General features: G+C 59.5%; 14 protein-coding genes. 7 read left to right on the top strand and 7 right to left on the bottom strand.

Translation table 11 applies throughout. The features are described 5' to 3' along the window. Positions 1 to 15: 15 nt before the first annotated feature. The 3 genes from FHX16_RS16670 (at position 16) to FHX16_RS16660 (ending at position 2,008) form a co-directional block, all read left to right on the top strand. Positions 16 to 735 (top strand): ABC transporter substrate-binding protein, encoded by a 720-nt coding sequence (locus FHX16_RS16670; protein WP_183861186.1) that lies wholly within the window; start codon positions 16 to 18, stop codon positions 733 to 735. Positions 736 to 826: 91 nt separating this feature from the next. Continuing rightward, entirely contained in the window at positions 827 to 1,543 is a 717-nt protein-coding gene (gene pth, locus FHX16_RS16665) for an aminoacyl-tRNA hydrolase (RefSeq protein ID WP_183754195.1), read from the top strand. A 3-nt stretch (positions 1,544 to 1,546) separates the two neighbouring features. Further along, entirely contained in the window at positions 1,547 to 2,008 is a 462-nt protein-coding gene (locus tag FHX16_RS16660; protein ID WP_259129455.1) for a GNAT family N-acetyltransferase, read from the top strand. A gap of 2 nt (positions 2,009 to 2,010) precedes the next feature. On the opposite strand, the gene FHX16_RS16655 is transcribed toward FHX16_RS16660, so the two are convergent. Both FHX16_RS16655 and clpS read right to left on the bottom strand, forming a co-directional pair. Next, entirely contained in the window at positions 2,011 to 2,394 is a 384-nt protein-coding gene (locus FHX16_RS16655) for a hypothetical protein (protein ID WP_183861192.1), read from the bottom strand. A gap of 79 nt (positions 2,395 to 2,473) precedes the next feature. Then, a complete protein-coding gene (clpS, locus tag FHX16_RS16650; RefSeq protein WP_183861194.1) occupies positions 2,474 to 2,785 on the bottom strand; it encodes an ATP-dependent Clp protease adapter ClpS in 312 nt (103 codons plus the stop codon). Between the two features lie 180 nt (positions 2,786 to 2,965). On the opposite strand from clpS, the gene ychF reads away from it, so the two are divergent. From ychF to FHX16_RS16635, 3 genes are read left to right on the top strand one after another with little or no spacing between them, the layout of a single operon-like run. Further along, positions 2,966 to 4,069, top strand: coding sequence for a redox-regulated ATPase YchF (gene ychF / locus FHX16_RS16645; protein ID WP_183861196.1), 1,104 nt, complete (start codon positions 2,966 to 2,968; stop codon positions 4,067 to 4,069). 28 nt (positions 4,070 to 4,097) lie between these two features. After that, a complete protein-coding gene (locus FHX16_RS16640; protein WP_405049289.1) occupies positions 4,098 to 4,559 on the top strand; it encodes a MaoC family dehydratase in 462 nt (153 codons plus the stop codon). Continuing rightward, complete coding sequence (locus FHX16_RS16635) at positions 4,556 to 5,020, top strand: MaoC/PaaZ C-terminal domain-containing protein (protein ID WP_016554707.1); 465 nt, start codon at positions 4,556 to 4,558, stop codon at positions 5,018 to 5,020. Before FHX16_RS16640 ends, FHX16_RS16635 begins: the two co-directional genes overlap by 4 nt. A gap of 9 nt (positions 5,021 to 5,029) precedes the next feature. Here FHX16_RS16635 and FHX16_RS16630 read toward each other — a convergent pair whose 3' ends face one another. The 4 genes from FHX16_RS16630 to petA all read right to left on the bottom strand — a co-directional run bounded on the left by FHX16_RS16630 (position 5,030) and on the right by petA (position 8,477). Continuing rightward, a complete protein-coding gene (locus tag FHX16_RS16630; RefSeq protein ID WP_016554708.1) occupies positions 5,030 to 5,572 on the bottom strand; it encodes an adenine phosphoribosyltransferase in 543 nt (180 codons plus the stop codon). Positions 5,573 to 5,687: 115 nt separating this feature from the next. Then, complete coding sequence (locus FHX16_RS16625; protein ID WP_183861200.1) at positions 5,688 to 6,581, bottom strand: cytochrome c1; 894 nt, start codon at positions 6,579 to 6,581, stop codon at positions 5,688 to 5,690. Positions 6,582 to 6,607: 26 nt separating this feature from the next. Beyond that, positions 6,608 to 7,885 carry a cytochrome b N-terminal domain-containing protein gene (locus FHX16_RS16620; RefSeq protein WP_016554710.1) on the bottom strand — a complete coding sequence of 426 codons (1,278 nt, stop codon included), beginning with the start codon at positions 7,883 to 7,885 and terminating at the stop codon, positions 6,608 to 6,610. A gap of 13 nt (positions 7,886 to 7,898) precedes the next feature. Next, positions 7,899 to 8,477: a ubiquinol-cytochrome c reductase iron-sulfur subunit gene (gene petA, locus FHX16_RS16615; protein ID WP_016554711.1), complete on the bottom strand. Its 579-nt coding sequence runs from the start codon at positions 8,475 to 8,477 to the stop codon at positions 7,899 to 7,901. Between the two features lie 282 nt (positions 8,478 to 8,759). Here petA and FHX16_RS16610 point away from each other — a divergent pair, with 282 nt between their 5' ends. Further along, positions 8,760 to 9,692: an endonuclease/exonuclease/phosphatase family protein gene (locus FHX16_RS16610; protein WP_183861202.1), complete on the top strand. Its 933-nt coding sequence runs from the start codon at positions 8,760 to 8,762 to the stop codon at positions 9,690 to 9,692. On the opposite strand, the gene FHX16_RS16605 is transcribed toward FHX16_RS16610, so the two are convergent. Beyond that, complete coding sequence (locus FHX16_RS16605) at positions 9,648 to 11,567, bottom strand: ABC transporter ATP-binding protein (RefSeq protein WP_183861204.1); 1,920 nt, start codon at positions 11,565 to 11,567, stop codon at positions 9,648 to 9,650. The genes FHX16_RS16610 and FHX16_RS16605 overlap by 45 nt on opposite strands. Positions 11,568 to 11,600: the final 33 nt, after the last annotated feature.

Here is an 11,600-nt window from a genome sequence, read left to right as displayed (position 1 = left end):
AGGAAAGGCAACACCATGAAGAAACTGCTGCTTTTCACTCTTCTGGGCTTCGCTGCCGCGACCCACGCCATTGCGGCCAGCGTCACGCTCGCCACGGAAGAATACCCTCCCTTCAGCTATCGCGACGGCAAGGCGATCAAAGGCGCCTCAGTCGAACAAGTCGACAAGCTGATGAAGGACGCTGGGATCGATTACAAGATCGAGATGATGCCTTGGGCCAGGGCCTATAATCTCGCCCAGACGACACCTTTGAGCTGCGTCTTCACGACCGCTCACAATGCGAAGCGCGACCCGATGTTTAGATGGGTCGAACCCCTTCTGGTTGATCGCAACATCCTCATCACCCGATCAGGCTCCGGCGTCGTGGCACGCGACCTGGAGGAGGCCAAGAAGTACACGATCGGGACCCAGCGCGAGGACTACACGGAGACGACGCTGAAGGAGAACGGCTTCACCAAGCTGGACGTCGCCACCGATTTCAACGCCACATTGCGCAAGCTCCTCAACGGCCGCATCGACATGATGCCGATCTCTGAGATCTACTTCGCCAAACTCAAGGCAGAACAGCCATTGGACAAGGTGACGGTGCTGTCCTCACAGCAAATGGGGATTGCCTGCGAGAAGAACTTCCCGAGCGATTTGCTCACCAAGATGCAGGCTGCACTGGACAGACTGATTGCCGACGGCACACAGAAGACCATCTTCATAAAGTACGGCTTGAGCTCCGCGGACTAATTTTCCGCGTTTATGGCGGCTTCGCCTTGACTTTGGCGTCATTTCGCGATGGTGAACGCATAAAGCACATTTGCAAGGAAATAGACGAGCCATGCTGATTATCGCGGGCCTCGGCAATCCCGGTGGAAAATACGCCGGAAACCGCCACAACATCGGCTTCATGGCGGTGGATGCGATCCATCGCCGCCACAATTTTTCGCCTTGGTCGAAGAAGTTCAAGGCCGAGATCGCCGAGGGCGAGATTGCGGGCGAAAGAGTGCTGCTCATCAAGCCGCAGACCTACATGAACCTCTCCGGCGAAGCTGTCGGCGAAGCCATGCGCTTCTACAAACTGCAGCCCGCCGACCTGGTGGCGATCTATGATGAACTCGACCTGCCGTCGGGCAAGGCGCGCCTGAAGACGGGTGGCGGCCATGGCGGCCACAACGGCATCAAGTCGCTGGACGCCCATTGCGGCAGGGAGTATCGCCGCCTGCGCCTCGGCATCGGCCATCCGGGCGTCAAGGAATTGGTGCAGCACCACGTCCTCGGCGACTTCGCCAAGGCCGACCAGGCCTGGCTCGAGCCGCTGCTCGATGCGCTCGCCGACAACGCCGACATGCTTGTTCGAAAGGAAGACTCGCAACTGATGAACAAGCTGGCGCTTGCGGTTGGCGGCAAGGCCGAAGAGGAAAAGCCGAAGTCCGAAAAGAAGCCGGCGGCGAAGTCCCACATCCACCAGGCTCGCAATCACAACCAGCCAAAGCTGCCGGCAACCGGGCCGATGGCCGAAATGCTGAAGAAGATGTTCGGCAGCAAGGGTGACTGAGCCATGCCGACCGGCGAACTCGTCATCCGCGCCGCCGAGATAGGCGACCTGCCGGAACTACTTGCCCTCTACCATGAGCTCAACCCGGCTGATCCGGCAATGGATCGCGCGCACGCCGAAGAGCGGTTCCAAGCGATCCTCGCACAACCTGGCATGACGATATTCGTCGGACTCGCGAGTCAAACCGCCGCGTCGTCGGTGACGCTGATCATCGTTCCCAATCTGACCCGGAGCGGCGCCTCTTATGCTTTCATCGAGAACGTTGTCACGGCCGCCGACCACAGGCAGCGCGGCTATGGCCGCGCCTTGATCAACCACGCGGTTGAAACCGCGTGGAAGGCCGGCTGTTACAAGGTGATGCTTCTGACCGGCTCGAAGGATCACGCCACGCTACGCTTCTACGAGAACTGCGGCTTCACACGGGACAAGACTGGCTACCAGATCCGGCGACCGGCTGGCGACTGAGCTCATAGCAATCCAACTGCGTGCAGCCTGAAGAGAAGAAGGTTCCAGATCCACAGAATGCCGCTGTCGATCAACCAGGCCACGGCAATGGAGACGCCCGGGGAAAACAGCATGGCCAACAGCCCACCAACCACGGTCAACACACAGGAAATGCGGAAATTCTTGAGGCTGTCGAGACGATAATAGCCGGCGTCGTCATATTCCGTCCCGAAGAGCAGATCCGGCAGATCGTAACCGGACGATAGCGGCAGGTCCATCAACGGCCGGTCAGTCACCCGATCAGGGAGAACGTTAAAGACGGCCCGGCAAACATGGCCGATCGCACCAAGAAACGCAAAAAGCCCTGCGGCGACGAGATAGTGCCATGTTGCTGCTTCCCCTTGCATGAACACCCCCACCGATGCGGGCATACTGCCGGAAAACAGCGGATGTCGAATTAACGAGGGTGGTTAAGAAATTGCCAACCTATTCCTCGGGCTCAGCCGTCAACATCAACGGGAAACCGGCGTCCTTGGCGTAGTCCATCGCTTCCTTGACCTTGGTCTCCGCGATGTCCTTGGTGCAGACCACAACCACGCTTGATCCCATCTTGTGGGCCGTCATCATCACGCGATAGCCAGTCTCTTCGCTCATGCGGAAGACGGCCTTGAGGATCATCACCACGAATTCTCGCGGCGTGTAGTCGTCGTTGAAAAGGATGACCTTGTAAAGCTTCGGCCGATCCAGCTTCGGTTTCGACTTCGTCTTCGGTTTAAGGGCAATATCGTTGTCACTCATCGGAAACCCACCCGTTGATGACATGGAGAGGCGAGAACAGTTCGCCGATACCTATATTGCGCCGCGAAGCCTGGCCTTCAACCCTCGGAATGCAACAGAGTTGCGCGAAAAGCTTGACCGCAAGGCGCGTTTTATCCCATAGCCAGCACCAACGAATTCAAGAATAGCAGGTTTCAGGTCATGGGCTTCAAATGCGGTATCGTCGGTCTGCCGAATGTCGGCAAATCGACCCTCTTCAACGCGCTCACCAAGACGGCGGCAGCGCAGGCGGCGAACTATCCCTTCTGCACGATCGAACCGAACACCGGCGAAGTCGCCGTTCCGGATCCCCGTATGCAGAAACTGGCAACAATTGCCGGCTCCAAGGAAATCATCCCGACGCGCATCTCCTTCGTCGATATCGCCGGTCTGGTTCGCGGTGCCTCGAAGGGTGAAGGTCTCGGCAACAAGTTCCTCGCCAACATCCGCGAAGTCGACGCCGTCGTGCATGTGCTGCGCTGCTTCGAGGACGACGACATCACCCACGTCGAGGGCCGCATCAACCCGGTCGGCGATGCCGATACGATCGAGACCGAGCTGATGCTTGCCGACCTCGAAAGCCTCGAGCGCCGCGTGGAGCAGACACGCAAGCGCGCCACCGGCAAGGACAAGGATTCTATTGCCCAGCTGCCGGTCATGGAGGCCGTCATCAAGCTGCTGAACGAAGGCAAGCCCGCACGCCTGCTCTTGAAGACACTGGCGCCCGAGGAGATAGAGATCCTCAAGGGCCTCAACCTGCTGACGTCTCATCCAGTGCTCTATGTCTGCAACGTCGCGGAAGCCGACGCTTCGACCGGCAACGAGCATACCAAGGCCGTCGCCGCCATGGCCGAACAGCAAGGCGCCGAATGCGTCATTATCTCGGCGGCCATCGAGTCGGAGGTGGCCCAGCTTCCCGAAGAGGAAGCAACGGAGTTCCTATCGGCGCTCGGCCTCGAGGAAGCCGGCCTCGACCGGCTTATCCGCGCGGGCTACCACCTGCTCGACCTGATCACCTATTTCACCGTCGGCCCCAAGGAGACGCGCGCTTGGACGATCGTGCGCGGCACCAAGGCACCGCAGGCGGCAGGCGTTATCCACACCGACTTCGAACGGGGTTTCATCCGCGCCTTCACCATCGGCTACGACGACTACATCAACTTCAAGGGTGAAGTCGGCGCCAAGGAAGCAGGCAAGGGCCGCGACGAAGGCAAGGAATACGTCGTTCAGGACGGCGACGTCATCCACTTCCGCTTCAACACCTGATCAGCAACGGCCGGGGAGATTGGGCCGCATGAAACTTTTCTACGAAGACTTCGAGCTGGGCCGACGTTTTACGCTCGGCCCGCGGACGGTCACGGCAGCAGAGATCATCGAGTTCGCGCGTGAATTCGATCCCCAGCCGATGCATGTCGACGAAGCGGCTGGCCGCGCGAGCATTCTCGGTGGGTTGGCGGCATCCGGCTGGCACACTTCGGCTCTCTTCATGCGTATGATGGCGGATAGTTTTCTCCTCGACTCGTTCTCCCAAGGCGCCCCCGGCGTGGACTTTATGGAATGGCGCAAGCCCGTTCTGGCTGGCGACACGCTCTCCGGCCATTCGACGGTTGTCGAGACTCGCACGCTGCGCTCGAGGCCCGGCATCGGCATGGTCAAGTTCCGCCACGAGGTGGAAAATCAGAAGAACGAACTCGTCTGCGCGTCGGAGAACTCGATCATGTTCGTCATGCGTGACGTGCTGGAGAAAACAGCATGATCATGGCCGAGCGTTACGCCAGCGGTGAAAAGACTGAAATCGGCAGCTATGTGTTTACGGCGGAGCGGATCGTCCACTTTGCCGAGCGCTTCGACCCTCAACCGTTCCACCTGGACGCGGAAGCTGCAAAGACTACCCTCTTTGGTGGTCTGTGCGCATCGGGATGGCACACCTGCGCGGCATGGATGAAGACCTTTGTTGCCTACTGGAGCGCGGAAAGCGCGCGACTGGCAAGCGAGGGCATCAAGCCCCCCACGCTCGGTCCCTCGCCCGGCTTCCAGAAGCTGCAATGGTTGCGGCCGGTCTTCGCCGACGAAGAAGTGACCTACTCCGTGACCTTCCTCTCAAGCCGCCCTCTGGTGTCCCGCCCAGGGCGTCGACTGAACACTATTCTGTGCGAGGGAACGATCGACGGTACGCCGGTGGTGCGGTTCGAAAGCACGGTCATCGAATTTGAATAGTCGCGGGCCTCAATGGCCCGCAAATTCCACCAGCGTCCGGACATCCACGCCAAGGTCTTCGAGCTTTTTACGACCGCCAAGATCCGGCAGGTCGATAACGAAACAGGCGGAAACGACCTCCGCACCCATCTGGCGGAGGAGTTGCGTAGCGGCGACGGCGGTTCCGCCGGTCGCAATCAGGTCATCAACCAGGATGACCTTTTCGCCGGGCTCCACGGCATCCCTGTGCATCTCCATCTCGTCGACACCGTATTCAAGGCTGTAGGCGACGCGCACCGTGTCGCGTGGCAGTTTGCCTTTCTTGCGGATCGGTACGAACCCTGCCGAAAGCTGGTGGGCAACCGCACCACCCAGAATGAAGCCTCGCGCTTCGGCCCCAGCGATCTTGTCGATCTTCATGCCGGCATAGGGCTGGACCAGTTCATCGACCGCGCGGCGAAACGCGCGTGGATTGCCGAGAAGCGTCGTAATGTCACGAAAGATGATGCCGGGCTTTGGGTAGTCCGGGATGGAGCGGATGCTGGCCGCAAGCTCCGAAATCGTATTGCTCATGGATTATCCATATTCTGCAGGGCTTCAATTCCGCGCACCCTACCAATTGCCACTCTCGGAACCAACAAAAAAGGCGGCCCGAAGGCCGCCTTTCCTAGGCTCTGGAACAAAGCGCTTAGTGTTCCTTGTTCGCGTAGACCGAACGCTTCGTAAGATAAATCAGTCCCGTGAAGATCACGAGGAAGACCATGACCATGAAGCCGGTGCGCTTGCGCTCTTCGAGATGCGGCTCGGCGGCCCACATCAGGAACGATGCGACGTCCTTGGCGTACTGGTCGACCGTCGCCGGCGCGCCATCGTCATAGGTGACCTGGCCGTCCGACAGAGGCTTCGGCATCGCCAGTGCGGCAGCGCCAGCGAAGTACGGGTTGTAGTGAGTTCCCTGAGCCACCTGGACGCCGGCTGGCGGCTGCTGGTCGTAGCCGGTCAGCAGCGAATAGATATAGTCGGGACCACCTTCCTGATAACCGCCGACAAATGGGATCATGTCGAATAGGAACTGCGGGAAGCCGCGCTCGATGCCGCGCGCCTTGGCGATCAGCGAGAAGTCCGGCGGCGCCGCGCCATTGTTGGCCGCTGCCGCCGCTTCGTGGTTCGGGAACGGCGACGGGAAGTAATCCGACGGAATGGCCTTGCGGGTGAACATGTCACCGCTGGCATTCGGCCCGTCCTGAACCTCGTAGTTGGCGGCAAAGGCCTTCACCTGGGCATCCGAGTAACCCAGCGCCCCGAGCGTTCTGAAGGGCACAAGGCTCATCGAGTGACAGGCGGCGCAGACTTCGGTGTAGACCTTCAGGCCGCGCTGCAGCTGGCCCTTGTCATAGTGACCGACCGGGCCCGCAAATGTCCAATGCTCATGCTTCGGATGGAGCAGCGGAAAATGTGGCGTCTCGCCTTCGGCATGTTTTGCCGGCTCGGCGCCGTTCGAGGCCGCTTCCTGGGCGAATGCTGCGCCGCTCAATCCTGCGACGACAGCAAGCGACAGGAGGCTTGTAACAAGCTTTTTCATGTTTCTCTTCCCTTCCTGCCGCACTCTCAGGCCTTGACCGGCTCAGCGGCCGCCGCCTTGTTGCGCTTTTCCAAAACCGCTTCGGTAATTGAATTTGGCAAGCGGCGCGGTGTCTCGACGAGGCCGAGAACCGGCATGGCAACCAGGAAGAAGGCGAAGTATAGCAGCGTGCAAATCTGCGAGATGGTGGTGTAAAGGCCTTCAGCCGGCTGGGAACCGAGCCAGCCAAGAACGATCGCATTGGCGACGAACAGCCAGTAGAACAGCTTGTACCACGGGCGATAGGCAGCCGAGCGAACCTTCGAGGTATCGAGCCAGGGCAGGAAGAACAGCACGATGATCGCGCCGAACATGACCAGAACGCCTGCGAGCTTCGAGTCGATCGGCCCGATGTTGAAGGTGATCGAACGCAGCATCGCGTAGAACGGCAGGAAGTACCACTCCGGGACGATGTGGGCAGGCGTCTTCAACGGATCAGCCGGGATGTAGTTGTCCGGGTGGCCGAGGAAGTTCGGCATGTAAAAGACGAAGTAGGCGTAGACTAGCAAGAAGATCGATACACCGAGCGCGTCCTTCAGGGTCGCGTAAGGCGTGAAGCGAACGGTATCCGTCTTGGTCTTGACCTCGACGCCTGTCGGATTCGTCTGGCCAACAACGTGCAGCGCCCAGATATGCAGGACCACAACGCCGGCAATGACGAAGGGCAGCAGGTAGTGCAGCGAGAAGAAGCGATTCAGCGTCGGGTTTTCGACAGCGAAGCCACCGAGCAGGAACTGCTGGATCCACTCGCCGACCAGCGGGAATGCCGAGAAGAAACCGGTGATAACCGTTGCACCCCAGAAGGACATCTGACCCCAGGGCAGAACGTAGCCCATGAAGCCGGTCGCCATCATCAGGAGGTAGATGAGCACGCCGAGGATCCAGAGGATTTCGCGCGGCGCCTTGTAGGAGCCGTAGTAGAGACCGCGGGCGATGTGCAGATAGACTGCAACGAAGAAGAACGAAGCACCGTTGGCGTGCATGTAGCGCAGCAGCCAGCCGTGGTTCACGTCACGCATGATCTTCTCGACGGAATTGAAGGCAACCGTCGTTTCCGCGGCGTAGTGCATGGCAAGCACGACGCCGGTGAGAATCTGCACGACAAGCATGACCGCGAGCATGGCGCCGAAGGTATAGGCATAATTCAGGTTCCGCGGAACCGGATATGCGACGAAACTGTCGTAGACCATGCGCGGCAAAGGCAGCCGCGAATCGATCCACTTCTCGAGGCCGGTTGATGGCTCGTAGCTGGAATGGCCACTCATAAATCAGTCCCCCTCAACCGATCTTGATTACTTTATCGGAAATGAATGAATAGGTCGGGATCGCCAGGTTCTGCGGTGCCGGACCTTTGCGAATGCGGCCGGCCGTATCGTAGACCGAGCCATGGCAGGGACAGAACCAACCATTGTATTCGCCAGCTTGGCCGAGCGGGATGCAGCCGAGATGGGTGCACGAGCCGATCATGACGATCCAGTTTTCCTTGTCCTTACCGGCGGAACGGTCGACGCCGGTTGCCTGCGCGTCGGAAGGCAGGTTGGCGTTGCGCGCTACCGGGTCCTTGAGATCGGACAGCGGAACCTCGTCAGCAGCCTTCACTTCCTCGGGCGTACGGTTGCGGATGAAGATCGGCTTGCCGCGCCACTTGGCGGTCAGCGACATCCCAGGCTCAAGGCTGGAAACGTCGACCTCTATGGATGCCAGAGCCAATGTCGAAGCATCCGGGCGCATCTGATCGATAAACGGCCATGCGACCGAAACGGCGCCAACAGCGCCCGCCATACCAGTGGTGAGATAAAGGAAATCACGGCGAGTGGGCTCACCCGTGATCTCGCTTGTCGTTTCGTGTTCGCTCACGGCTTAAACCATCCTCTACGCAATTTTTGCGGAACTCCGCCCTTCCCCTCGCGGCGGCGAATCTGTCGCGACACAATTCGACCATAGATTCCCCACCAATCCGGCGCGTTCTAAGCTTGATCGCAAATTATGTCCAGCCTTGGCAAGACCATGTGGGCACAATGTCGCGGGAATTTTCAGATGATTTTCGAAGACAATCACATGCTTGCCACAGTTGTGCGTTGCACCAATTCGCGCCCCATGCTAGCGACGGTCTGAAGCTTCCCTCTTCCATGTCCGGCGATGAAAGACACTTTATTCTGCATAGCGAGTGTCCTCCTTTCGCTGTTGCTGGCGCTGATGTCGCTGCGCTACGTCACGCACGTCTGGCTTCTGGCCTTTGTCTATAGCTTTCAGATCCATTTTGCCTTGGCGGCGGTCGCAGGGTGTTTGATCCTTCTGGTGCTCAAGCGCCACTGGTACGCCTACCTGCTACTCACCATCGCAGTGATGCTGCTGGGACATGGCGTAATAATGCTGAGAGAATTTGCGGCCATGCCCGCGAATACAGAAACGCGGCCCTCTTTCAAGCTGATGTCCTTCAACATCGAGCACGAGAATTTCGCCAATGCGGGTCGCATTGCGGATTTCATCATCGCCTCGAACGCGGACGTCGTGAACGTCCTGGAGGCCGCGCCGCTTCGCCCTCACATCGCTCGCTTGGCTGCCACCTATCCTTATCACATAGGCTGCGGTGCGGAGACCAACGAATGCGACACGCTCGTGCTTTCAAAGCGCCCATTTGTCGACAAGAAGGTGAGCAGCCTGGGCGATCTGTGGCGCAACCGGCTGACACGCTCAGCGATCGACTTCGACAGCACGAAGATCAATTTCCTCGCTGCCCACCTCGCCAAGCCCTATTTCGACGACTTCCTGACAGACGAACTCTTCGATCTCAGATCCATGGCAAGCGCGATCGATGGTCCCCTCGTTCTTGCCGGCGACTTCAATTCCGCGATTATCGACCCACGTATTCAGCGCTTCATGCGCGAAACCGGGTTTCAGACCGTCTTTCCGGAACCGGCGAGCTGGCCGATCAAGGCGGTCCGCTTCGGCATCAGCATCGACCACGTTCTCGCCCGCCCGCCGCTGCGGCTGAAGTCGGTCAAACGCATCGAAGACAATATGGGCTCAAACCACTTTGGCCTCATTGCCGAGTTTACCATCGACCGCTGAAGCAGGAGACGGCGCCTCGATATCGGTGGCGAGGAATCCACCGGATTGCCGGGCCCAGAGTTCTGCATAAAGACCTCCGCGCTTCAACAGGGTCTCGTGCGTGCCCTCCTCTATGATCTCGCCCTCATCGACGACAATCAATCGATCGAGCGCGGCGATGGTCGAGAGCCGATGCGCGATGGCGAGCACGGTCTTGCCTTCCATGAGGCCGATCAGATTGGATTGGATCGCCTCCTCCACCTCGGAATCCAGCGCCGAAGTCGCTTCGTCGAGAACGAGAATTGGCGCATCCTTCAGCATCACGCGCGCAATCGCAATGCGCTGGCGCTGGCCACCGGAGAGCTTCACACCTCGCTCCCCGACATGAGCCTCGAAGCCCCTGCGGCCGTTTTGGTCCTGCAGCCGCTCGATGAAGGCAAGCGCTTCCGCCCGCCGCGCCGCCTCGACGAGACGCGCTTCGCCCGCGTCGGGGCGACCGAACAGGATGTTGTCGCGAACCGAACGGTGCAGCAGTGACGTGTCCTGGCTGACGACCCCGATCTGCATGCGCAGGGACTCCTGCCTGACGGCGGCAATATCCTGGCCGTCGACCAATATCCGCCCACCTTCGACGTCGTAGAGGCGCAACAACAGGTTTACCAGAGTCGACTTGCCCGCCCCGGAGCGGCCGACGATGCCAACCTTTTCTCCTGGCTCAATAGTGAGCGAAAAGTCGTCAATGACGCCGCTTTTCCTGCCGTAGTGAAAAGAGACACTCTCAAAGCGGATTCCGGGCCGTCGGATAACGAGGTCGCGAGCGTCGGGCCGATCGACCAGCCCAAGCGGCTGCGAAATCAAATCGGCGGCATTCTGTATCGTGCCGAGGTTGCGCATGATGCCGTTGAACTGTGTCATCAAGCGGCCGAGAAGGAAGTTCAGACGCAGGACGAGCGCCAGCGAGAAAGCGACGGCGCCGGAACTCACGAGGCCTGCCAGCCACAGATGCACGCTGAGGCCGGCCATCATGACGATCATGATGCCCGAGAGCAGCGCCATAGAGGCACGTACACCGGTGATGAAGCGCGTGAACCGCAGCACGGTGTGCTGATAGAAGTCGAAGCCTTCTCGCATATAGCGGTCGCTCTCTTCGTCCCGCGCAAACAGCTTGAGGGTCTGGACGTTGCTGTAGGCATCGACCATGCGCCCGTTGATCATCGACGCGGCTTCAGCCGTTTCCCGGGAATGAAATCGGATGCGCGGCACGAAATAGCGCGCGAGAACGCCGAATACGCCCAGCCAACAAAGCACGACTGCGGCAAGTGAGAAGTCCAGCCGGGCGACGAGCACTAACGTCGTCGCCGCATAGATGCCAACGAACCAGACGCTCTCCATGAGCGACGTCACCAGATCGCCCGTGGCCTGGCCGGCCGACCAGACCTTCGTGACGACTCGGCCGGAGAAATCGCTTTGAAAGAAGGAGAGCGATTGCCGCGAGACATGCAGGTACGATTGCCAGCGCGCCAGATTATAGAAGCCGGGCGTAATCACCTGCTGGTCCACCAGCGCAATCAACAGCGCAACGACAAAGCGGACGATACCGATAAGGACGAGCATACCGAACAGTTCGGCGCCATGCGCGGCAAGGAGACCGCTCCAGCCTTCCGCCGGCTTGATCGTCGCAAGTATGTCCACGAGCCGTCCGACGAACCAGAAGAGCGCCGCTTCTATCGCCGCCGACATCCCGCCGAGCACGAGCATCGCAACGAAGGGCGCCTTAGCCTGGCCAATATAGAACCAGATGAATCCCGACGTTGAGCGCGGCGGCTGGATGTTTTCTCGCGGCGCAAAGGGATTAATCCAATTTTCGAAGGCATGGAGGAGTCGTTTTATAAGCATAAATGCGATATAGGCTTATTAGCCAGAGCGGGA

The organism is Rhizobium sp. BK661 (assembly GCF_024808825.1).
Taxonomy (GTDB): Bacteria; Pseudomonadota; Alphaproteobacteria; order Rhizobiales; family Rhizobiaceae; genus Rhizobium.
The sequence above is the reverse complement of the archived record's forward strand: the minus strand, read 5'-3'. Positions and strand labels throughout refer to the sequence as shown.